Annotated in this window: 25 protein-coding genes; 8 read left to right on the top strand and 17 right to left on the bottom strand. The window is 68.1% G+C overall.

Annotation, left to right across the window (positions count from 1 at the left end; all coding sequences use genetic code 11):
* The first annotated feature begins 101 nt into the window (after positions 1-101).
* The 8 genes from rsxA (at position 102) to AC1RB9_RS07450 (ending at position 6,883) form a co-directional block, all read left to right on the top strand.
* Complete coding sequence (rsxA, locus tag AC1RB9_RS07485) at positions 102-686, top strand: electron transport complex subunit RsxA (RefSeq protein WP_003092041.1); 585 nt, start codon at positions 102-104, stop codon at positions 684-686.
* On the top strand, positions 683-1,249 hold the full coding sequence (gene rsxB, locus AC1RB9_RS07480) for an electron transport complex subunit RsxB (RefSeq protein WP_003453554.1): 567 nt from the start codon (positions 683-685) through the stop codon (positions 1,247-1,249). The genes rsxA and rsxB overlap by 4 nt, the downstream gene beginning before the upstream one ends.
* Positions 1,246-3,570 carry an electron transport complex subunit RsxC gene (rsxC, locus tag AC1RB9_RS07475; RefSeq protein WP_003143340.1) on the top strand — a complete coding sequence of 775 codons (2,325 nt, stop codon included), beginning with the start codon at positions 1,246-1,248 and terminating at the stop codon, positions 3,568-3,570. Before rsxB ends, rsxC begins: the two co-directional genes overlap by 4 nt.
* 2 nt (positions 3,571-3,572) lie before the next feature.
* Positions 3,573-4,607 carry an RnfABCDGE type electron transport complex subunit D gene (locus tag AC1RB9_RS07470; protein ID WP_003092045.1) on the top strand — a complete coding sequence of 345 codons (1,035 nt, stop codon included), beginning with the start codon at positions 3,573-3,575 and terminating at the stop codon, positions 4,605-4,607.
* Positions 4,607-5,251 carry an electron transport complex subunit RsxG gene (gene rsxG, locus AC1RB9_RS07465; protein WP_003092047.1) on the top strand — a complete coding sequence of 215 codons (645 nt, stop codon included), beginning with the start codon at positions 4,607-4,609 and terminating at the stop codon, positions 5,249-5,251. The genes AC1RB9_RS07470 and rsxG overlap by 1 nt, the downstream gene beginning before the upstream one ends.
* Positions 5,244-5,960 (top strand): electron transport complex subunit E, encoded by a 717-nt coding sequence (locus AC1RB9_RS07460; RefSeq protein WP_003107418.1) that lies wholly within the window; start codon positions 5,244-5,246, stop codon positions 5,958-5,960. Before rsxG ends, AC1RB9_RS07460 begins: the two co-directional genes overlap by 8 nt.
* Positions 5,957-6,595 (top strand): endonuclease III, encoded by a 639-nt coding sequence (nth, locus tag AC1RB9_RS07455; protein ID WP_003092050.1) that lies wholly within the window; start codon positions 5,957-5,959, stop codon positions 6,593-6,595. Before AC1RB9_RS07460 ends, nth begins: the two co-directional genes overlap by 4 nt.
* Before the next feature lie 108 nt (positions 6,596-6,703).
* Positions 6,704-6,883, top strand: a complete 180-nt coding sequence (locus AC1RB9_RS07450; RefSeq protein WP_003092052.1) for a PA3496 family putative envelope integrity protein — start codon at positions 6,704-6,706, stop codon at positions 6,881-6,883.
* Between the two features lie 60 nt (positions 6,884-6,943).
* Here the strand turns inward: AC1RB9_RS07450 and AC1RB9_RS07445 are convergent, their stop codons facing one another.
* From AC1RB9_RS07445 to AC1RB9_RS07365, 17 genes are all read right to left on the bottom strand, one after another.
* Entirely contained in the window at positions 6,944-8,164 is a 1,221-nt protein-coding gene (locus tag AC1RB9_RS07445) for a hypothetical protein (RefSeq protein WP_003112913.1), read from the bottom strand.
* A 470-nt stretch (positions 8,165-8,634) separates the two neighbouring features.
* On the bottom strand, positions 8,635-9,591 hold the full coding sequence (locus AC1RB9_RS07440; protein ID WP_003112912.1) for a PDR/VanB family oxidoreductase: 957 nt from the start codon (positions 9,589-9,591) through the stop codon (positions 8,635-8,637).
* A 14-nt stretch (positions 9,592-9,605) separates the two neighbouring features.
* Positions 9,606-10,040, bottom strand: coding sequence for a RidA family protein (locus AC1RB9_RS07435; protein ID WP_003112911.1), 435 nt, complete (start codon positions 10,038-10,040; stop codon positions 9,606-9,608).
* A complete protein-coding gene (locus tag AC1RB9_RS07430; RefSeq protein ID WP_003453557.1) occupies positions 10,037-11,056 on the bottom strand; it encodes an aromatic ring-hydroxylating oxygenase subunit alpha in 1,020 nt (339 codons plus the stop codon). Before AC1RB9_RS07430 ends, AC1RB9_RS07435 begins: the two co-directional genes overlap by 4 nt.
* 22 nt (positions 11,057-11,078) lie before the next feature.
* Positions 11,079-11,297 (bottom strand): recombinase-like helix-turn-helix domain-containing protein, encoded by a 219-nt coding sequence (locus AC1RB9_RS07425; protein ID WP_003112909.1) that lies wholly within the window; start codon positions 11,295-11,297, stop codon positions 11,079-11,081.
* Between the two features lies 1 nt (position 11,298).
* Positions 11,299-11,616 carry a hypothetical protein gene (locus tag AC1RB9_RS07420; protein WP_003112908.1) on the bottom strand — a complete coding sequence of 106 codons (318 nt, stop codon included), beginning with the start codon at positions 11,614-11,616 and terminating at the stop codon, positions 11,299-11,301.
* Positions 11,617-11,623: 7 nt separating this feature from the next.
* Positions 11,624-12,589, bottom strand: a complete 966-nt coding sequence (locus tag AC1RB9_RS07415; RefSeq protein WP_003453560.1) for a VOC family protein — start codon at positions 12,587-12,589, stop codon at positions 11,624-11,626.
* A gap of 13 nt (positions 12,590-12,602) precedes the next feature.
* Entirely contained in the window at positions 12,603-14,087 is a 1,485-nt protein-coding gene (locus AC1RB9_RS07410) for an aldehyde dehydrogenase (RefSeq protein WP_003453562.1), read from the bottom strand.
* Positions 14,088-14,098: 11 nt separating this feature from the next.
* Positions 14,099-14,902: an aspartate dehydrogenase gene (locus AC1RB9_RS07405; protein WP_003453564.1), complete on the bottom strand. Its 804-nt coding sequence runs from the start codon at positions 14,900-14,902 to the stop codon at positions 14,099-14,101.
* Between the two features lie 10 nt (positions 14,903-14,912).
* Positions 14,913-16,595 carry a thiamine pyrophosphate-binding protein gene (locus AC1RB9_RS07400; protein WP_003130114.1) on the bottom strand — a complete coding sequence of 561 codons (1,683 nt, stop codon included), beginning with the start codon at positions 16,593-16,595 and terminating at the stop codon, positions 14,913-14,915.
* Positions 16,588-17,385 carry an SDR family oxidoreductase gene (locus AC1RB9_RS07395; RefSeq protein ID WP_003112903.1) on the bottom strand — a complete coding sequence of 266 codons (798 nt, stop codon included), beginning with the start codon at positions 17,383-17,385 and terminating at the stop codon, positions 16,588-16,590. Before AC1RB9_RS07395 ends, AC1RB9_RS07400 begins: the two co-directional genes overlap by 8 nt.
* Positions 17,372-18,205 (bottom strand): IclR family transcriptional regulator, encoded by an 834-nt coding sequence (locus AC1RB9_RS07390; RefSeq protein ID WP_003112902.1) that lies wholly within the window; start codon positions 18,203-18,205, stop codon positions 17,372-17,374. Before AC1RB9_RS07390 ends, AC1RB9_RS07395 begins: the two co-directional genes overlap by 14 nt.
* Entirely contained in the window at positions 18,198-19,067 is an 870-nt protein-coding gene (locus AC1RB9_RS07385) for an alpha/beta fold hydrolase (protein WP_003112901.1), read from the bottom strand. Before AC1RB9_RS07385 ends, AC1RB9_RS07390 begins: the two co-directional genes overlap by 8 nt.
* A gap of 8 nt (positions 19,068-19,075) precedes the next feature.
* Positions 19,076-19,606 carry a cupin domain-containing protein gene (locus AC1RB9_RS07380; protein ID WP_003112900.1) on the bottom strand — a complete coding sequence of 177 codons (531 nt, stop codon included), beginning with the start codon at positions 19,604-19,606 and terminating at the stop codon, positions 19,076-19,078.
* 13 nt (positions 19,607-19,619) lie between these two features.
* Positions 19,620-20,381, bottom strand: coding sequence for an SDR family oxidoreductase (locus AC1RB9_RS07375; protein WP_003112899.1), 762 nt, complete (start codon positions 20,379-20,381; stop codon positions 19,620-19,622).
* 5 nt (positions 20,382-20,386) lie between these two features.
* Positions 20,387-21,163 carry an ABC transporter permease gene (locus AC1RB9_RS07370; protein WP_003112898.1) on the bottom strand — a complete coding sequence of 259 codons (777 nt, stop codon included), beginning with the start codon at positions 21,161-21,163 and terminating at the stop codon, positions 20,387-20,389.
* A complete protein-coding gene (locus AC1RB9_RS07365; protein ID WP_003112897.1) occupies positions 21,160-22,167 on the bottom strand; it encodes an ABC transporter substrate-binding protein in 1,008 nt (335 codons plus the stop codon). The genes AC1RB9_RS07370 and AC1RB9_RS07365 overlap by 4 nt, the downstream gene beginning before the upstream one ends.
* Positions 22,168-22,177 lie beyond the last annotated feature (10 nt).

Genomic DNA, 22,177 nt, shown 5'->3' with positions numbered 1-22,177 from the left:
CCGGTCTTTCGTACGTGTTTGCGCTAGCCTTGCAGGGCAATCCCACCCGATAATAGGGGATTTCCCCCGACGGCCCCGGCCCTGCAACGAATGCTTCGCGTATGACTGAACTCGCCCTGATCCTGGTCAGCGCCATCCTGGTCAACAACTTTGTCCTGGTGCAGTTCCTCGGCCTGTGCCCGTTCATGGGCGTGTCGCGGAAGATCGAGACGGCCATCGGCCTGTCCCTCGCCACCACCTTCGTCCTGACCCTGGCGGCGATGTGCAGCCATATCCTGCAACGCTACGTGCTGCGCCCGCTGGACCTGGAGTACCTGCGCACCATCGGCTTTATCCTGGTGATCGCGGTGGTGGTGCAGTTCACCGAGATGCTGGTGAAGAAGACCAGCCCGCTGCTGTACCGGGTGCTCGGCATCTTCCTGCCGCTGATCACCACCAATTGCATCGTCCTCGGCGTCGCCCTGCTCAACGCCAACAAGGCTGAATACGGCTTCCTCCAGGCCACTACCCAGGGCTTCGGCGCCGGGCTGGGCTTTTCCCTGGTACTGGTGCTGTTCGCCGCCCTGCGCGAGCGCATCGCCATCGCCGACGTGCCGGCGCCGTTCCGCGGCGCGGCCATCGGCATGATCACCGCCGGCCTGATGTCGCTGGCGTTCATGGGCTTCAGCGGGTTGGTCCGGCCATGAACGGCGTGTTCCTGGCGATCGGCGCGCTGCTGCCGATCTGCCTGGCCGGCGGTGCGCTGCTCGGCTATGCGGCGGTGCGCTTCCGCGTCCAGGGCGTTCCGGTCGCCGAGCAGGTCAACGCCCTGTTGCCGCAGACCCAGTGCGGCCAGTGTGGCTACCCCGGCTGCAAGCCCTACGCCGAGGCGATCGCCGCCGGCGACAAGATCAACAAGTGCCCGCCGGGCGGCGAAGCGACCATCCGCGCCCTCGCCGACCTGCTCGACCTGGAGCCCGAGCCGCTCGACGCCGCCGAGGAAACCCCGCCGCGGGTAGCCTACATCCGCGAGGCCGAATGCATCGGCTGCACCAAGTGCATCCAGGCCTGCCCGGTGGACGCCATCGTCGGCGCCGCACGGTTGATGCACACGGTGATCGCCGACGAATGCACCGGTTGCGACCTGTGCCTGGAGCCCTGTCCGGTGGACTGCATCGAGATGCGCGAGATACCGGACGACGTGCGCCACTGGAAATGGCCGCAGCCGTCGCCGCGACTGATCGCCAGCGACCGGGAGCGAGCGGCATGAGCGCCCTGCACGCCTTCCCCGGCGGCCTCTGCCTGCCGGCCAACAAGGAGCGCTCCACCGCCCTGCCGATCCAGCAGGCGCCGCTGGCGCAGCGCTACATCGTGCCGCTCGGCCAGCACATCGGCGCGCCGGCGCGGCCTTGCGTGGAAGTCGGCCAGGCCGTACTCAAGGGCCAGACCATCGCCCTCCCGGACGGCACCGTCAGCGCCGCGCTGCATGCCCCGACCTCGGGTACCGTGGTGGCGATCGGCGCACACCCCTATCCGCATGCCTCCGGTCTTCCCGCGCCGGCCATCGTCATCGCCAGCGACGGCCTGGAGCGCTGGACCGAGCTGCATCCCTGCCCGGACTTCCGCGCCGAAAGTCCGCTGGCGTTGCTCGAACGCATCCGCGCGGCCGGCATCGGCGGTCTCGGCGGCGCCGGCTTCCCCACCGCGGCCAAGCTCGCCGCGCGCCCGGCGGAAAAGATCCATACGCTGGTGGTGAACGGCGCCGAATGCGAGCCCTACATCAGCGCCGACGACCTGCTCATGCGCGAGCGCGCCACGCAGGTGCTGGGCGGCATCGATATCCTGGTGCAGATCCTGTGCCCCGAAGAGGTGCTGGTCGGCATCGAGGACGACAAACCGGAAGCCATCGCCGCCCTCGGCGCCGCCCTCGGTGAACGGCCCTATCGCATCGTCGCCCTGCCGACCCGCTATCCCTCGGGCGGCGAGCGCCAGCTGATCCAGTTGCTCACCGGCAGGGAAGTCCCGGCGGACGGCCTGCCGGCGGACATCGGCATCCTGTGCCAGAACGTCGGCACCCTGGCCGCCGTGCACGATGCCGTCGTCCTCGGTCGGCCGCTGATCTCGCGGATCACTACCCTCGCCGGCGGCGCCCTGGAGCGGCCGATGAACGTCGAGGCGCTGATCGGTACGCCGGTACACGAGTTGCTGGCGTTCGCCGGCCTCGCCGAGGGACGCCTGGAACGCGTGCTGATGGGCGGGCCGATGATGGGCTTCGCCCTGCCCGATCTCTCGGTGCCGCTGATCAAGACCTGCAACTGCCTGCTCGCCGGCGATGCCACGGAGCTGCCGGAACCAGTGCCGGCCATGCCCTGTATCCGCTGCGGCGACTGCGCCCAGGTCTGCCCCGTCAGCCTGCTGCCACAACAACTGCATTTCTTCGCCCTGGGCGACGAGCACGAGCAATTGCTCGCCCACAACCTGTTCGATTGCATCGAATGCGGCGCCTGCGCCTACGTCTGCCCGTCGAGCATTCCCCTGGTGCAGTACTACCGCGCGTCCAAGGCGGAGATCCGCGAGCAGCGGCAGAAGCTGCTGAAGGCCGAACAATCCCGTGAGCGTTTCGAGCAACGCCAGGCTCGCCTGCGCCGCGACGAGGAGCGCCGGGCCGCAGAACGCGCCCAACGCGCGGAGAAGGCCGCGCTGGCGCGCGCCGCCCAGGCCGAGCGCGAGGAAGCCGCCCCCGCCACGGCGGTCGACCCGGTGCAGGCGGCGATCGAGCGGGCCAGGGCGCGCAAGCAGGCCGGTAGCGGCAGCGAACGGCTGAAACGGCTGAAGATCGAAGCGAGCATGGCGCGGGTGGCCCTGAAGAAGGCCGAGAAACAGTTGCTCAGCCACGACACCCCGGAACAGCATGGCCTGGTCGCGGAACTGCGCGCCGCCGCCGAGGCCGCCGACAAGGCCCTGGCCGATGCCGAAGCCAGCCTGCCGCGCGACCTACCCAGCGCACCGCCTGCCGCGCTCGACGACGAAGCCGAACTGAAGAAGGCCAAGGCCCAGGCCGCCATGGCCCGCGCCCAGCTCAAGCGCTCGGAAAAGGCCTTCGGCGAAGCGCCCGGCGCCGAGCAGCGGGCGACCCTCGACGAACTGCGCGCCGAGGTCGAGCGTTGCGAAGCCACCCTGGCCCGCCTCGAGCGTCACGCGCCGAAGCCCGCGGCGCCCGGCGACGACGGCCAGGCGGCGCTGAAGCGGGCGAAGATCGCCCTGGTCGGCAAGCGCGCGGCCTTGAAGAAGGCCGAGCAGGCCGGGGTGATGGACAGCGAGCTGGAACGCCTGCGCGGCGAGCTGCAAGCCGCCGAGCGCGACCTGCATGCCGCCGAGGACGCCTGCGGCAAGCCGGCGCCGGAGCTGGTGCGGATCGACAAGCGCCCGGTCGACCCGCGCACCCGCGAGCTGAAGACCGAGCTGGCCTACGCCCGCGCCGCCCTGAAGAAGCTCGAACGCCTGGCGAACGCCGACGCCGCCGCACTCGCCGCCGCCCGCACGCGCCTGAGCGCCGCCGAGCGCGCCCTGACCGAACACGGCACGGAGTGACCATGGCCCTGCCCCGCCCCACCTCGCCCCACGCCCGCGGCTCCAACCGTACCCCGGCGATCATGCGCCTGGTGCTCGGCGCCTGCGTCCCCGGCCTGCTGACGCTGACCTGGCTGTACGGCCCGGGCACCCTGCTCAACCTGGCCTGGGCCAGCCTCGTCGCGCTGGCCTGCGAAGCCGCCATGCTGGCCCTGCGCAAACGTCCGCCGGGGGTGTTCCTCAAGGACGGCAGCGCGCTGGTCACCGCCCTGTTGCTGGCAGTCGCCCTGCCGCCCTACGCCCCCTGGTGGCTGACCCTGGTGGCGACCTTCTTCGCCCTGGTATTCGGCAAGCACCTGTACGGCGGCCTCGGACAGAACCCGTTCAACCCGGCGATGCTCGGCTACGTCGTGGCGCTGGTCTCGTTTCCCCTGGAAATGACCCGCTGGCCCTCGCCGGACAGCGCCCTCGGCCTGCCCGACAGCCTCCGCGAATTCCTCGGTCTCGCTACCCGGCCGGACGCCTGGGCCCACGCCACCGCCCTCGACGTGCTGAAGACCGACCGCAGCCTGACCGTCGACGAGCTGTTCGCCGGCAACCCGGCCTTCGGCCACCTCGGTAGCGCCGGCAGCGAGTGGGTCAACCTGGCGTTCCTCCTCGGCGGCCTGTTCCTGCTCTGGCGCCGGCTGTTCACCTGGCACGCGCCGCTGGGCATGCTCGCCGGCCTGTTCGCCATGAGCCTGCTGTTCTGGAATGGTTCCGGCTCCGATTCCCATGGCTCGCCACTGTTCCATCTGTTCAGCGGGGCGACCATGCTCGGCGCCTTCTTCATCGTCACCGACCCGGTGTCCGGCGCCACCAGCAATCGCGGGCGGCTGGTCTTCGGCCTCGGCGTCGGCGTCCTCACCTACGTCATCCGCGCCTGGGGCGGCTATCCCGATGGCGTGGCGTTCGCCGTGCTGCTGATGAACCTGGCGGCGCCGACCATCGACTACTACACCCGGCCGCGCACCTACGGCCATCGCAAGGCCGAGCGCGGCTTCAAGGCAGGCGACTGATGGACGCCGCGACTCGCCGCTCGATGCTGCGCAACGCCCTCCTGCTCGGGCTCTTCGCCCTGGTCGGGGTGGGCCTGGTGGCCCTGGTGCAGCAATTCACCGAAGCGCGCATCGCCGAAGCCCAGCGCGAGGCGCGCGGCCGCGCCCTGCTGGAACTGCTGCCGCCGGGCAGCTACGACAACCATCCGCTGGACAGCCAGGTGCCAACCTTCGCGCCGAAGCTGCTCGGCCTGGATGCGCCGCGTCCGGCCTATGTCGCCCGCCTGCACGGCCAGGCCAGCGCAGTCATCCTCCAGGCCAGCGCGCCGGATGGCTACAGCGGCGCCATCCAGCTACTGGTCGGGGTCACCGCCCAGGGCCGGCTGCTCGGCGTGCGGGTCGTCGCGCACAAGGAAACCCCCGGCCTCGGCGACCGCATCGAACTGGCCAAGAGTCCCTGGGTGCACGGTTTCGACGGCAAGAGCCTGGGCGATCCGGCGGACGCCGGCTGGGCGGTGAAGAAGGACGGCGGTACGTTCGACCAGTTCGCCGGCGCCACCGTCACCCCGCGCGCCGTGGTCCGCGCCGTGCACAAGGCGCTGCGCTACTTCGACGCCAACCGCGAACGCCTGCTCGCCCCCGAAGAGGCTGCCGGACATGAGTGAACAAGATTTCCGCGAGATCGCCCGCAACGGCCTGTGGCGCAACAACCCGGGTCTGGTCCAGTTGCTCGGCCTGTGCCCGCTGCTGGGCACCAGCAACTCGACGGTCAACGCCCTCGGCCTGGGCCTGGCCACCATGCTCGTGCTGGCCTGCTCCAATGCCGCGGTATCGTTGGTGCGCGGCGCGGTGAGCGAGGCGATCCGGCTGCCGGCGTTCGTCATGATCATCGCCGTGCTGACCACCTGCATCGAACTGCTGATGCAGGCCTGGACCTACGAGCTGTACCAGGTCCTCGGCATCTTCATCCCGCTGATCACCACCAACTGCGTGATCCTCGGTCGCGCCGAGGCCTTCGCGGCGAAGAACGGCGTGCTGCGCGCCAGCTTCGACGGACTGCTGATGGGCCTCGGCTTCGCCCTGGTCCTGCTGGTCCTCGGCGGCCTGCGCGAGCTGCTCGGCCAGGGTACCCTGCTGGCCGACATGCACTTGCTGTTCGGCCCGGCGGCGGCGGACTGGAAGATCCAGCCGTTCCCGCAGTACCAGGGCTTCCTGCTGGCGATCCTGCCGCCGGGCGCGTTCATCATGCTCGGCCTGCTGATCGCCCTGAAGAACCGTATCGATGAAAGCCTGGCGGAACGCGCCAAGGTGCAGGCGGGCGACGTACCCGCCACCCAGCGCCAGCGCGTCCGCGTCACCGGAGTGATTGAATGAATGCCGCCAAGCGCGCGGAGATCTTCCGCCGACTGCACGAAGACAACCCCGAGCCAAGGACCGAACTGGCCTACACCACCCCCTTCGAACTGCTCATCGCGGTGATCCTCTCCGCCCAGGCCACCGACGTCGGGGTGAACAAGGCCACCGCCCGCCTCTATCCGGTGGCCAACACCCCCGAGGCGATCCACGCCCTCGGCGTCGAGGGGCTGTCGGAGTACATCAAGACCATCGGCCTCTACAACAGCAAGGCGAAGAACGTCATCGAAACCTGCCGCATCCTCATCGAAAAGCACGGCGGCCAGGTCCCCGACAACCGCGAGGACCTCGAAGCCCTGCCCGGGGTTGGCCGCAAGACCGCCAACGTGGTGCTCAACACCGCCTTCCGGCAACTGGCCATGGCGGTGGACACGCATATCTTCCGCGTCGCCAACCGCACCGGCATAGCACCGGGAAAGAACGTTCTGGAGGTGGAGAAGAAACTGCTGAAGTTCGTGCCGCGCGAGTACCTGCTCGATGCCCACCACTGGCTGATCCTGCATGGCCGCTACGTCTGCAAGGCGCGCAAGCCGCAATGCGGAAGCTGCCGGATCGAGGACCTGTGCGAATACAAGCACAAGACTTCAGACGATTGATCAACTATTCGAAATCCTATCTTTACGATTGAAAAAATCTTTTTTACCAGCCACGGCTTTGTCGCTATAAGGTGCGCCATTACCACCCCATAAGTTGGAGTGAATGTCATGGCAAAAGCCAAAGAAGAACTCGAGATCGACGACGAAGCCGGCGTTGAAGAGGATGACGGCGAGGAAACCAGCGTCGAGGTGGCCAAGACCAACCTGACCAAGCGTCGCATCATCGACAACCTGCTGGAAGAACGCCGCCTGCAGCGCCAGTTGTCGGACTACGACTTCGACCTGTGAGAGCGCCGCCCACACCGCAAGCAAGCCCCGCAATTGGCGGGGCTTCGTTTTTTCCGCCGTTCAGAAGTAGTAGCCGATGTTCAGGTTGGTGCGGAATATCCACTCGTTGCTGCGCGACGAACTGGTGCTGCTGAAGCCCGTGCCGCTCTCGGCACCGCCGTAGGGATTGGCGTTGCGTCCCCAGGTGAAGTCCAGCCAGCCCATGATCGGCAAGGCGAAGAACTGCACCCCTGCGGTATACATCTGCGAGTCGTCCCAGCCGGCCTTGTCCTTGAACATGCGGCTGTAGTCGTTGTAGAAGCGCAGCTTCTTCAGCATGCCCAGGTTCGGCGTCGGCACGTCGTAGGCGACGTTGAAGGACGCCACCGAGGCCCTGGCGGCCATCAGGTAGGCCGGGGTCAGGCCGTTGGTACCCATGAGCACCACGTCGTCGCTGACGCCCGCCGGGTTCTTCGGATCGAAAGCGTAGCGAATGGCTTCGCCGCTGAACGTCCAGTTGCCGGCGTTGAGCACGCCATGCAACCCCGCCGCCCAGTAGCGGCCATCGTCCCTGGTGGTCGCGTTGTACAGGCGCGAGGCCGCCAGCGACGCGCCCAACTCGCTTTTCCAGCCATCTCCGGCGAGATTACGGGCGACCCGCAGGTTGAGCTGGTCACGTTTCTCGTTGTCCTGCCGCGAATGAATCGCCGCGACCGCGTTGTCGTCCAGGTCGGCATAACGGCCGACTTCCGGCGAATAGCGCACACCGCCCGGCAGCATCCGTGGGAAATAGCCGGCCTGGACATGCCAGTCGGCGTCCTTGTAGACGTACTTGGCGCCGCTGCCGGCGCTGACCCCGTAGCCCAGGAAGAACGGGATGTGGTAGCTCCAGCCGAACTGCGGATAGGGCTCCAGGCCGAACGGCTTGAACGGCGCGCCCAATTGCAGGCTGGATAGGTCGCTGAAGCGATAGCCGACGAAGCCGCGGTCGATGGCCCGCTTGCCGTCGTCCTGGAACCAGTAGCCGAGGTCGGAAAAGAAGTCCTCGTGGGTTGCCTGGATATCCAGGCGGAAGGTATCGAACAGCAGGCGGCCATTGTTTTCCGTACTCTTCCAGTGTTCGTCGCGGTAGTTCACCCGCAGCGCGCCGCCGATATCCAGGCTGCTGCGCCCGTCGTCGCTGCGCAGGCCGACATGCGGAAAAGGCTTGCCGGTCTTCGATGCCTCGGACGGCGGCGAAGCGGCCAGGGCCGAAAGACTGGAAAGAAGAAGTACGGGGAACAGCGGATGGGTTTTCATCATGACCTCGTCTGCGAGTGCGCCAGGGCAGCGTTTTTTTCGAGCAAGCCGAACCCCTTCGGCGAACTTCGCCGACAGCGCGGGTGGCCTTGGATAGTTGGTTTCCGGTTGCTCTTGTTTTTTATTTTTCCCGGCCGGCGGAACGGCCTCGGTTGTGTTATCGCTCCGCACTTCGTTTCATATGCGGCACAACGTTTCGAGCATTAACCATGCCAGTGCAAGAACAATCTTATAAAACAAAAAAATCATTTAAATACAGTTGTTTATATATTAAACGCGCAACTTCTTTTCACCCTCGAAACAGGCTCTTGGCAAGGTAACGAAAACGCCCGAAGCGGGTGCGTAGAAAGATCACGGTGACACTTTTCGTCCCCCCCGGAACGCTATTCCAACCTTGGCCGGGCTCGATCCCCAGGCAAAAAAAACCGGCGTTACAAACGCCGGTCCAAAGGCAATGCGGGAATAACCAGGGATCAGAGGTCGAGCACCAGGCGCGATCCCTTGCAGCCGGACACGCAGACCATCATGGTCTGGTTGGCGATCTTTTCCGCCTTGGTCAGGACGCCGTCGCGATGCTCCGGCTCGCCTTCCAGCACACGGGTCTCGCAGGAACCGCAAACGCCCTCGCGGCAACTGCAATCGACCGCCACGCCTGCTTCCAGCAGGGCGTCGAGCAACGACTTGCCGCTCGGCACCTCGATGCTCGTGCCGCTGCGCGCCAGGCGCACTTCGTAGCTGCCCTGGGGCGCCGCCGGGGCCTGGGGCGCGGCGGCGAAGCGCTCGATGTGCACATGCGGATGGCCGAGGCGTTCGCAGTGCGTCTCGAAGGCATCGATCATCGGGGTCGGCCCGCAACAGTAGAAATGCGCGGTGGACGCCCGTGCGCCAAGGAAGGCGCCGAGATCCATGGGGCCGCCCTTCTCGTCGTCGAAATGCAGCTGGATAGCGGCATCGCTGGCGGCCAGTTCTTCGACGAAGGCGGCTTCCTGGCGCGAGCGCGCGCAGTAGAGCAGTTCCACCGAACGTCCCAGCGCACGCAGGCGGTTGAACATGCAGTAGATCGGCGTCACACCGATGCCACCGGCCACCAGTACGCTGTGCGCAGCGTTTTCCTCCAGCGGGAACAGGTTGCGCGGCCGGGATATCTGCAATTGCATGCCGACCCGCAGGCTATCGTGGACGAACGCGGAGCCGCCGCGGCTGCCGCGATCACGCAGGATGCCGAGCACATAGCGGCCGCAGTCCTCCGGCGAGTTGAGCAGCGAGTAGCTGCGCACCAGGCCGTTGGGCAGGTGCAGGTCGATATGCGCGCCGGCGCTGAATGGCGGAAAGACCTGGTCGCCCTGCGGGCGCAGTTCGACGCCGAGGATACCCTGCGCCTCGAAGCGCAGGGTATGGACGAAGGCCGCCAGTCTGTTGTCGTGAGTCATCTTCTACCTCGCTTTCAGGCTTCGTCGCAGTTCGCCAGGTCGATATCGAGGCGCGCCCAGGCGTCGATCTCCACCAGCAGTTCGGGAAACACCAGGCCGCTCACCTCGACCAGGGTGGAGGCGGGAAAAGTGCCCTGGCCGGCGAAGAACTCCTGCCGCGCGCGCCCAATAGCGTCCTTGTCGGCGATGCGGGTGACGTAGACGTTGAGCTTGTAGAGGTTGCCGACATGGCCTCCCGCCGCCTCCAGCAGCGCCTTCACCTTGCCCAGCACCACCAGGGCCTGGGCATGGGCGTCGAGCGCGGCGCCGCGCTCGGCGGCCTGGCGGGTGGCCGGGTGCGCGGTCATGCCGGACATCACCAGCTCCTCTCCCACCAGCAGGGCATTGGACCAGCTTGCATCCGGCAGGTCGGGTAGCGCCGCGGCGCGGATCCGGCGCACCGCGGTCACAGTTGCCGGGCCTCGATCAGTTCCAGCTGGGCCTTGGCCAGGTTCTTCAGGTGCCGCCGCAGGCGTACCAGACCGAGGTCGTGCTGATAGAGGTTCTCCCGCTGGTTGGCGTCCGGCTCCATGAACTCGAGCATTTCCCGGTCCTGCTCCAGCACCGCCCAGTGACGCGCCTCCAGGCGGTTCCTGTAGAGGAAGCGCCAGGTGTCGCGCTGCCAGCCGGTAAGCGGCCGGCAACGCCAGTGGAACACCGCGCAGAGGTCGCGGGCGATCGGCGTGTAGCTGCCGACGATATGGAAGTTGCCACCCGGGCCGCCGGTCTTCGGATAGGGAATCTCCAGGCGCATCCAGTGCATCCCGGTGTCGGCCCATTCGGTCCAGTCGAAGTTGACCCCGCGCTGGCCGTCCTTCTCGAAGATGAAGCCGGTATCGGTGTCGCGGGTGACGAAGCGTGCCTGGCTTTCGCCCTCGGACATGGAGTGCGACTGCTTGTGCAGGTAGGTGCCGTGCATGGGGTCCATGACGTTGTCCAGCACGTAGCGGTAGTCGCCGCGCCACTCGGTATAGCAGAGGAAGTGGGAAAACTCGGGGTCGGTCAGTTGCTCGGGCAGCACCAGCGGCGGGGCTTCCTCGACATTGCCCGCCGAGTTGTACAGCCACACGGCGCCGGCCGCCTCGGTGATGTGGAAGAAGCGCGTGGCCTGGCTGCCTTCCAGCTTGCAGCCGGGGCTGCCGGGCACGCGGGCGGTAACGCCGTCGCAGCGCACTTCCACGCCGTGGTAGGGGCATTGCAGGCGGTCGCCCAGGTTCACCCCGCGCGACAGCGACGCGCCACGGTGCGGGCAATGGTCTTCGAGGGCATGCAGGGTGCCGTCGGTATCGCGCCAGACGGCCAGCTTGTAGCCCAGGCGGCGCAGGGACACCGGCTTGTCCTCGATGAAGCCCACCGGGCAGATCGGGTACCAGAGGTTCTTCAGGCCGTTGGCGAGAAGCTGTTCAACAGGGTCCACGGTGCTCATAGCGGTTTCCTCTCGGGGGAATTCACGCGCCCAGGCGGGCCATCAGGGTCTTGTAGGCTTCCTCGGTCCAGGGACCGCCGCCCGGGCAGGTCGGGCCGGCCTGGTTGAGGTAGCCGAGCAGCCCCGGCAGGTCGTGCAGGCCGGCGGCGTAGGCGCGCTCGATGGAATCGCCGAGCAGGTCTTCGAAGGCGTTCGGCTCGCGGGTACGGGCCTGATGGGGTTCGAGGTAACGGTCTTGCATGTCATTGGCCTCCAGTGCGGACCCGTTCGCGGATGGTTTCGCGAACCGGGACGAAGTCGTAGGTCGGGTAGCATTCGGTGCGGAACACGCCCCAGGCGGAGCGCTCCAGTTCGACGTTGACGCGTGGCAGCAGGGCCGGCGGCAGGCGCAGGGTGACGATCTGGCCGAGGCCCATGGCGACGGTCCAGGAAACGATCTCCACGCCCTCTCCCGGAAAGCGCTCCCACCAGTCCATGGCCTTCATGCGGGCCTGGATCTCGTCGAGATTCTTCGACTGGTCGTGCCGGAGCAGCACGGTCAGCAACAAGGTGTCGCTCATGCTCGTCTCAACTCCTGGGTTTGTCGGTGAGGAACCGGCCCTGCGGTGCCTCGACGCTTTTCTGTCGCCGGGTATTGCCGTCCAGGCCACCGGCGATGGCCCATTCGGCGAACACCGTAGGGCCAGGTTCGAACTCGCGGGCCTGCCACTCGCCGGTCAGTTGGTCCTCGTCGGCGTAGTACTCGACGAGGGCGCCGGCGGGGTTCCGGAAGTACCAGAAGTACGCCGAGGACACCGGATGCCGACCCGGGCCGATCTCGGTATCCCAGCCGCAGCGGGCGATGTGCATGCCGCCGCCGAACACCTCATGGATATCGCGCACGGTGAACGCCACGTGGTTCAGGCCGGCGCGCGGTTGCGGCAGTTGCAGCATGAACAGGTCGTGGTGGCCGCCCTCCTCCGCGCAACGCAGGAAGGCGCCGCGATTCGGATAGCGATCGGAGCAGACGAAGCCGAAGCGCTCGCGGTAGAAGCGTTCGCAGGCGTTGACGTCCTTGACGAAGAACACCACGTGGCCGACTTCGACGGGCTGCGCACGTTCGTAGATGGGGCTGGCCTGGTTGATCCGGCCCTTGAACTGCCAGGTGTTGGACTGGCCGCAGGCCACCTGGATGTCGCGTTTACGGGTGACCTGCAAGCGCACGGCCAGACCGTTCGGGTCGGTGCAGCCGATACGGCCCTCGCCCTCGATGAAGCCGGGATCATTGGCGATGCGCTCGGCGTACAGCTTGAGGTCCGCCTCGCTCTCCACGCCCCAGACCACTTCACGCAGGGTCGAGCCTTCCTCGATGGCCGGCGGCAGGCCGGGCTTGTCCCGCGCCGCGACTATCACGCGGCAGCCGTTGAGGCTTTCGAATACCACCTGGTCCTCGCTCGCCTCGACCTGCGCCAGGCCCCAGTCGGCGAAGAAACGCGCGCTGGTGGCCAGGTCTTCCACGCCGTAGGTGATTTCGTCGATTCCCGATACGCTCATCGCGTCTTCCTCATCAGTGGCTGCCGGCCCAGGCCAGCGGCTGTTCGTTCAGGCCCCAGTAGAGGCTCTTCTGCTCCATGTACTGGAGTATCCCCAGGCGGCCCTTTTCGCGGCCCAGGCCGCTGTCGCGCCAGCCGCCGAAGGGGGTGGAGATGGAGAACTGCTTGTAGGTGTTGATCCACACGGTGCCGGCCTGCACGGCGCGGCCGAGCCGCCAGGCGCGCTGGAAGTCGCGGGTCCAGATGCCGGCGGCCAGCGCGTAGCAGCTGTCGTTGGCCTCTTCGATCAGGGCCTCTTCGCTGTCGAAAGGCATGGCCACCAGCACCGGGCCGAAGACTTCCTCCTGGCACAGGCGGGCGTCGTTGGTGAGGCCTTCGATGATGGTCGGGGTGTAGAAGTAGCCACGATCGAAGGCTGCGCCATGGGGACGTACGCCCCCCGTGCGCAGGCGACCGCCCTCGGCCACGCCCATCTCGACATAGCGCTCCACCGACTCGCGGTGCCGCGCGCTGATCAGCGGGCCCATCTGGGTGCGCTCGTCGGCCGGGTTGCCGACGCGCAGGGCCGCGGCGCCGGTGGCCAGGCGCTCCATGAATTCGTCGTAGCGCTCGCTGGCGACGAACAACCGCGAGCCGGCAATGCAGGATTCGCCGCTGGAACTGAAGATGCCATAGAGCACGCCGGCCACCGCGTGGTCGAGATCGGCGTCGGCCAGCACCATGGTCGGCGACTTGCCGCCCAGTTCCAGGGACACCGGCATCATCTTGTCGGCGGCGATGCGCGCGATGTGCTTGCCGGTGCGGGTGCCGCCGGTGAAGGACACGCGCCTGGCCAGGGGGTGGCGGGTCAGGGCATCGCCGATCAGCGCGCCCTTGCCCGGCAGCACGCTGACCAGCCCACGCGGCAGGCCGGCCTCATCGCAGATGCGCGCCAGCGCCAGGGCGGCCAGCGGGGTGATCTCGGCCGGCTTGACCACCACCGCGTTGCCGGCGGCCAGGGCCGGGGCGAGCTTCTGCGCCTCGGAGGCGATGGGCGAGTTCCACGGGGTGATGGCAACCACCACGCCCATGGGCTCGTACACGCTCATGCTGACGAAGTCGCCGCGCGACGGCGTGATGCTTTCCTCCAGGGTCTCGCAGGCGGCGGCGAAGAACTGGAAGGTGGCGGCGGCGCTGGCCACCAGGTTGCGGGTTTCCCTGATCGGCTTGCCGTTGTCCAGGCGCTGCAACTGCGCCAGTTCTTCGCTGCGCTCGCGGATCAGCGCGGCGATACGATAAAGCACGGTGGCCCGCTCATGAGGCTTGCGCTGGGCCCAGCCGCTCTCACGGAAGGCGCGGTGGGCGCCGGCCATGGCTTCCTCCACGTCCTCCAGGCTGGCCGCATGCAGGCGGGCGACGGCCTCGCCGGTGGCCGGATAGAGGCTTTCGTAGAGGTCGCCGCCGCCCGCTCGCCACTCGCCGGCGATGCAGATGGGTTGGATCGGGTTCAGGTCAATCACGGTAGTCGTCCCTAGATCGAAATCGCGTGGGCGTGGTTGCCCAACGCTCGGACCACGCTGTACACGGTCAGCGCCGATGTCTTCGGGTTGGCCGCCAGCGGTTTGCCACGCAAGGTCAGTTCGAAGCCGCCGAAGGCGCCGCTGGCTTCCACCTGGTGCACGTTCTCGCAGCTTTCGGGGTCGGCGATCAGGCGCACCTGGGTGCGGTCCAGGCCGAGGCCGGCGAGCGACAGGGTGGCGGCGACATTGGCGTTCTTCGGATAGAGCCGCGCCGCCTCGCGGGCGCTGCCGTCGAAGATCACCCGCGCCTTCTCCAGGCGCTGCAGGTCGCAGACCGTCTCGCCCGGCGTGCCCAGCCAGGCGCTCGCCGGCTTGCGCCCGGTGTAGCGCACCGATTCGAGGCCACCGACCCTGGCCGCCGACAGCGCATCGATGGCGCCGATGGCGCCGGGCAGCAGCTCGATGCGGCTGCCTCCGGCCTGCGCCGCGGCTTCCAGGCGCTCCACCAGGCCCGGCTCGGACAGCGCGCCCACCGAGACCACCAGGCAGGGAATGCCTTGGGCCAGCGCCGGCAGCACGTGCTGCTCGATGGCGCGGTGCCCGGCGCACTCCACCAGAAGATCGGGGCGCTCTCCGGCCGGCAGCGCGCTGAGTACCCGCGGCGGCCGGCGCAGGCTGGCCAGGCGATGGCGGACCTGGGTCTCGGACTCGCGAGGAACGATCACCGCATCGACCCTCAGTTGCGGATCGTTTTCCAACAGTTCCAGGACGCCGGCGCCGATGGCGCCGCAGCCGATCATGACGATATTCAGCATGGCGAGAGCCTCAGGCGGTGGCCTTGTCGGTCTTGGCATCGTTGGTCGGCGGGCCGGCGAAAATGCTCTTGAAGCTGCCCACCGCGAGCATGTCCACCTCCAGCAGGAAGGGACCTGGCTCGGCCAGGGCGCCATCGAGCACGGCGCTGAAATCCTTCAGATCGCTGACCTTGGCATGACGCAGGCCGAGGGAAGCCGACAGTTGGGCGTAGTCCGGGGTGTGCAGGTCGACGTAGCAGCGGCGGCCACCGTAGGCGGCGTCCTGGATGTTCTTGATCACCCCGTAGCCCTGGTCGTTCATCAGCACGATGAGCATGTCGGCCCGCTCCTGCACGGCGGTGGCCAGTTCGCCCAGGTTGAGGATGAAGCCGCCGTCGCCGGCGAGCACGAAGGTCTTGCGCCCAGGCGCGGTTTCCGCCGCGCCGACCGCCGCGCCGATGCCCATGGCCAGGCCCTGGCCGATGCCACCGCCGAGGGCGTGGACGCCGGCGCGGGGGCTGAAGATATTCAGGTGGCGGTTGCCCCAGGTGCTGTTGGAGACGGTGACGTCGCGCACCCAGTTGAAATTGCGGCCGGCCAGCGCCTGCAGTTGCTCCACCAGCGAAGCGTAGGGGCCAAGGCCGTCCACCAACTGGGCGCGGGCCTGGTTGCGTGCGGCGGCGAGATCCGCGGCGAAGGCCGGGTCCACCGACAGGCGCCCTTCCAGGCGGTCGGCGAGCCCCTTGAGGACCCGTTCGGAATCGCCGCAGACGAAGAAATCGCTGGGGTAGCAGCGGCCCTCCGCCGTGGCATCGGCGTCTGCCCGGTAAAGCGGACGCGGGAGCTTGAGTTCGTACTTGAGGGTTTCGTTGCCGCGCAGGCGCGAGCCCACCACGAGCATGGCGTCGCAGCTCTGGTAGAACCGCTCCACCGGTTTGTTCAGGTTGAAGGCGCCGAGGGAACGCGTGTCGTCTTCCGGGACGATGCCACGCCCCTGGGTGCTGGTGACCACGCCCACGCCCATGGCCAGCAGGCGTTGTACCTGCGGGCCGGCATGCCGGGCACCGCCCCCCAGCCAGAGCATCGGTCGCCGCGCCTGGGCGAAACGCTCGGCTAGGTCGTCCAGGGCTTGCTCGGAGGGCCTGGCCACCGGCACCGGCAGCGGCGACAGGTCGGCCGGCAGGTTGATCAGCGCCGATTGGATATCGATCGGGATTTCCACGCTCACCGGGCCGGCGGGCGCGGTCAGGGCGGTTTGCACGGCCAGCTTGAGGGTGCTGATGGCGGTGTCGACGCTGCGCACGCGGAAGGCCGCCTTGGAGATGGCCTTGAGCATGCTCAACTGGTCCGGCGCCTCGTGGATGTAGGCGAGGCTCCGATCCAGGTAGGGGGTTTCGATCTGCCCGGTCAGGTGCAGCAGCGGGGTGCCGGCAGTGAGCGCCTCGACCAGCGCCCCGGCAGCGTTGCCGGCGGCGGTTCCGGTGCTGGTCAGGCACACGCCCAGGCCACCGCTGGTGCGGGCGTAGGCATCGGCCATGTTGGCCGCCCCGGCCTCGCCGCGGGCCATCACGAAACGGATGTTGCCGCGGCTGGCGAAGGCATCGAGGATCGGCATGTTGTGGATCGAGATCACCCCGAAGGCGGCCTTCACCTCGCACTGTTCGAGGAAGGCGGCGATGGCGGCGCCGACGGTGACTTGGCTTGCGTTACGCATGACGGGACAACCCTCCGGAAACGTCGATATGACTGCCCGTCGTATAGGCAGACAGGGGAGATGCGAGGAACAGGATGGCGCGGGCCGCCTCGATCGGCTTGCCCAGGCGTCCCAGGGGAATCTGCTTGTTCCGCGCCAGCTGCGCGGTCCATTGCGCCCAGTCCAGCTCGCGCTCTTCGCGGGCTTCGAAACGGCGCCGCCACTGGCCGGACTCGACCAGGCCGATGAGGATGCCGTTGACCCGTACGCCCTTAGGCGCGAACTCGAAGGCCATGGAGCGCACCAGGTTCTTCACCCCGGCGCGGGCCGCGCTGGTAGCCACCATGTGCGGCTCCGGCTGGCTGGCCAGCAGCGAGTTGACGCAGACGATGGCCGCGTCGGCGCGGCTTTCCAGTTGCGGCAGGAAAGCGCGTACCGGGTGGATGACGGAAAAGAACTTCAGTTGCAGTTCCTCGCTCCAGGCCTCGTCCGTGGTCTCGGCGAAGGTCGAGACGCGGCCCTGGCCGGCGTTGTTCACCAGGATGCTGGCGCACCCCAGCGTTCTCTCGCAGGCTTCGGCGAAGGCGCGCACCTGCAACGCATCCAGCACGTCGCAGACACTGGCGAACAGGCGCGCCCCGGGGAAGCGCTGGCGTAGCGCGGACTCGGCGGCACGCAGGCGCTCGCCGTCGCGAGCGCAGAAAGCCACGGCGGCGCCTGCCTCCAGCAGCAGTTCCACCGTGGCCAGGCCGATCCCGGAGGAACCGCCGGTGACCACCGCCACCGCCTCGGACAGGTCATACGGTTTCATGCGGGCGACTCCGGAAGATCGGGGTGACGTTGTCCTGGCCGTCGGCGCGGTAGTCGAGCAGGTACGACAGCTCGTCGGCGCTGCTGCGCACCCGGCTGACCAGTCCCTCGATGCGTTCCGGGTCGATATGCCCGGCGGCGATGGTCGCCCCCATCGCCGCGATGACGCGACCGCTGTGATCACGTACCGGCGCCGCGACGGTGGAGATGCTCGCCTCGAAGAACCCCTCGCCCTGGACGAAGCCACGCTGGCGGTCGCCCTGGACCATGTCGAAGAGTTCCAGCACGCTGCGCGGGGTGTTCGGCGAGAACTGCTCCAGCTGCTCCTCCGGGTACAGCTCGCGCAGCTCGCCCAGGCTCAGGTCCTGCAGCAGGATGCGGCCGAGCACCGTGGCGTGGGCCGGCAACCGGGTCCCGACGTTCACCGAGCTGCTCAGCGGGGTGGACGGCGAAACCTTGGCCACGTAGACGATCGAACGGCCGTCGCGCACCACCAGGTTGCAGGGGTAGCGGATCTCGTCGCACAGGCGGTTCAGCAGCGGCTGGCCGAGTTCGGTCAGCTCCAGCGAGGCCAGGTACTCGAAGCCCAGGCGCAACACCGCCATGCCCAGGCGGTACTCGTTGCCGTTGCGGGTGACGAAGCCCATGGCCTCCAGGGTGGTCAGCAGGCGGAAGATGGTCGAGCGCGGCAGCTTCAGGCGCCGCGCCAACTCCGGCGCCGTCAGGGTACGGTCCTTCCGGCTGAACTCGCAGAGCAGCAGCAGGCCGCGTTCGAGGCCAGGCACGATGTACTTGTCTTGCGAATCGTCTGACTTATCCATTGGCGGTTCCTTCAAGAGAGAGGCGTTGCGCGTGGCCGATGCGTCCTGCGACCACTTCGGGTTGTTCGATCGGGCTGGCGTGGCCGGCCCCGGGAATCGACGAGAACGACGCGCCGAGCTGGCGGGCGATGGCGCCGCAACTCTCGGGCGTGGTGATGCCGTCGTCCTCGCCGCAATGCACCTCGCAAGGAGCGGCAGGCTGCCCGTTGCCCAGCAGGTCGTCGCCGCAGAGCAGCTCGACGGCCTGGCGGTAGCCCTCGGGGTTGAGCCGCGCCATGTTCCAGCGCACCCAGGCCAGGGCCTCCTCGCTGGGGTTGCGGCCGAGCAGGCGCGCGGTGCGCTCGCTGGCCATGCCGTCGATACCGAAGCGCTCCAGGTTCTCCAGGCGCTGGCGGCGCACCTGGGCGCCGCTGTCGCGCAGCTCGGCGGCGCCGTAGCCGCGCGCCGGGCTGAGCAGCACCAGGCGGCGCACCCGCGCCGCGCCGATGCCGGCGGCGTAGGCCGTGGCCATCAGCGCGCCGAGGGAGTGGCCCACCAGCAGGCAGCTCTCCACGCCCAGCGCATCCAGCAGCAGCTCCAGGCACGCGGCGTAGTCGCAGGCCTTGGGCCGGGCCGGCGGCAGCGGCGTGGACAGGCCGTAACCCGGCGCGTCCCAGGCGATCACCCGATTGCCGGCGGCCAGGCGCTGGGCGCAATGCAGCCAGGACGCCGAGCCCGAACCGATGCCGTGCAACAGCACCACCACCGGGCCCTGGCCGCATTCGCGGATGGCCAGCTGGGCGCCGTCGGCCAGTTGCACCAGCCGCTCGGGAAAGCGCTGTTGCAGGTTCGGGACGGGGGTGTGGGTCTGCGCCATGTTCATCGGCGGCCTCAGCGCTTGATGCTCGCCAGAGGGTGCTCCGGCGGGTAGGTCGGGGTGATCGGCTTCTTCGCACCGAGCATCACGCACATCAGCGCATCCTCGTCGCCGATGTTGATCTCCTCGCGGTACACGCCCGGCGGCACGGAAATCACGTCGCGGTCGGTGAGGATGGTCTCGAAGCGCTCGCCGTCCTTCTCCAGCACCACCTTGAGCTTGCCGCGCAGGACGAAGAACACTTCCTCGACGTCGATGTGCAGGTGCGGCGGGCCTTCGTGACCCGCCGGGATGACCATGGTGGAAAAGGTGAAGTGCTCGGACGGAATGGTGTTCATGTCACTGGCCACACCGGTGCCGCCGGTGCCGATGTAGCGCATCTGCGCGCGGCGGAACCTGGGGTCGTAGTCGGCCTGGAACTTCAGCGCGTTCCAGTCGTACTTGCGGGTGGAGTAACGGGCGATGCGGGTGTTGCACCACTCCTCGAAGCTGGCGCCTTCGGGGCGGTCCCAGGATTTCGGGGCGTTCTGGTTCAGATCGGTCATGGAGTCCTCCGGATCAGGGCATGACGAACCCGCCGTTGACCGGCAAGGTTTGTCCAGTGATGAAGCGGGAAAGGTCGGAAAGGGCGAACAGCACCGCGCCGCAGACATCCGCCGGCTGTTGGCCGCGCTGGAGCGCGCGCTGCTCGCGGTAGAGCCGGTGGCGGGCGGCCGGCACGTACTCGGTGGCCTCGACCTCCACCAGTCCGGGAGCGATGGCGTTGACGGTGATGCCGTCGCCGCCCAGCTCGCGGGCCAGGCTGCGGGTCATGGCGATCAGCGCGCCCTTGCTGGCGCTGTAGGCGAGCAGGTTGGGCGCGCCCCACAGCGGGGTGTCGGAGGCCAGGTTGACCACCGCGCCACGTCCGGACTCGCGCAGCGCCGGCAGGCAGGCACGGGTCATCAGCCAGGTGCCGCGCACGTTGACCTGGAGCACCCGGTCGAACACCTCGATCTCCAGTTCTTCGCAGCTCTTGCCGCCGGAGTTGGTGATGGAGGCGTTGTTCACCAGGCCGTCGAGACCGCCCAGGCGCTCGACCGCCGCGGCCACGCAGCGCTCGATCGAAACCGGGTCGGCCAGGTCCAGTGGCAGGCCGCTGATATCCAGGCCCTGCTCGGCGAGTTCACGGGCGGAGCGCTGCACGCGTTCCTCCAGGATGTCGGCGATCACCACCCGGGCGCCGGCGCGTGCCGCCGCTTCGGCGAAGGCGTAGCCGAGGCCGCGGGCGCCGCCGGTGAGGAGCACGCGGCGACCGTCGAGAAGAGAGTTCTGGCTCATGGCGTTCACACCGTGCCCAGGTTGGCTTTCGGCAGGTAATGCAGGACGCGCTTCTCGGCCCAGACCACCGCGCCATAGGCGAGCACGCCGATCAGGGTGAGCATGACGATGGCGACGAACACCCCGGCGGTGTTGCCCTGCCCTTCGGCATCCACCAGCAGGAAGCCGAGGCCCTTGTTGCCGCCCACCAGCTCGCCGACGGTGACGCCGATCACCGCCAGGGTGGAGGCGATGCGCAGGCCGGAGAACAGCGCGGCCATCGCCGAGGGGAACTCCACCAGGCGGAAGATCTGCCAACGGCTGGCGCTCATCGCGCGCACCAGGTTGATCATGTCCGGGTCGACGGTGCGGATGGCCGAGAGCACGTTGATCATCACCGGGAAGAACACGATCAGCACGGCGATGAGGATCTTCGGGTACACCGTATAGCCCAGCCACATCACGAACAGCGGGGCGAAGGCCACCTTCGGCGCGATCTGCAGCGCCAGGATGTAGGGCGAGAGCATGGCCTCGGTGGTCGGCGACAGGCCGAGGGCAACGCCGATGCTCACGCCAAGCAGCGCGCCCAGGGCGAAACCGACGACGATCTCCAGGCTGGTGATCGCCGTGTGCTCCAGCAGTCCGGCGCCGTGCCACATGGCCACGCCCTCCGCCGCCACCCGGCTCAGCCCCGGCAGGACGAACTCGGGCATGCCGAGCAGGCCGGGCCCCCACTGCCAGGCAGCGAGGAACAGGAACAACAGCGCGAGACTGCCGAGCAAGGGTCTGGTGGAGAGGTTCATGGGCGGGCTCCGTGCTGCGCGGTCAGGTCGGCGGACTCGACGAAACGGTTGGTGTAAAGCTCGTCCAGCGGCGTCTCGCGGCCGACGATGCCTTCGCTGACGTAGAACCTGCGAACCTTGTCCAGGCGCTGCGGATCGATGTGCCCGAGCGGCTGCTGGTTGGCGTAGACGTGCTCGACATAGAGCCGCAGGACCCGTTCCAGGCTGGCCTCGCGGCCCTTGTAGGCGGGCACCGCGGCAGCGAAGGTGGCGGCGGCCTGCCTTGGGTCGGCGATGATGTCGCGCATGCCCATGAGGGTCGCCCTGACCACCCCGCCGACCACCTCAGGCTGCTTCTCGATGGCCTCGTCCGAGGCGAGGATCGCCTGGGCCATGCTCTCGAACACCTCGCTGCCCGGCAGCAACTTCACCTGCCGGCCGGCATCCTCGGCACTCACCACCCAGTCCGGCACGCCGGCCATGGCCTGCGAGCGGCCGGCGGAGAACAGTTGCCAGACGCCGGATGGGCCGGCCGCCTGGATGTCCACGTCGGACTTGCCCAGGCCAGCCTTGCGCATCGACGCCAGCAGGGCGTAGTAGGTGGTGTCGGAGTAGGACATCACGGTCAGGGTCTTGCCCTTGAGGTCCTTGACGCTGTCGATACCGGCCGTGCCATCGGTGGCGATCATGGTCACCCCGCCGGCACCGAGCACCGCCACGGCTTTCACCGGGATGCCGTTGGCGCGCACCACGATCGGCGTATCGCCGATGGCGCCGCCGACCGGTGCGTTGCCGGCGCCGATCTGCTTGGCCACGTCGACCCCGCCCTTGCCGGCGACGAAGGTCACCTTCAGGCCCAGGTCGGCGTAGTAGCCCTTCTCCCGGGCGATCACCCAGGGTGCGAAGGCCGGCGAGTTCGGCGGTGCCGGCAGCAGGTAGGTGACTTCCCGCGGGGCGGCCTGGACGGTCAGGCCGGCGGCGAACAACGCGCCGCACAATGCGGCGTTGAGCAATGACTTGGACATCAGCGGCTCC

Source organism: Pseudomonas sp. 20-5 (assembly GCF_056782835.1).
This window is presented reverse-complemented; position numbering and strand designations above follow the sequence as displayed.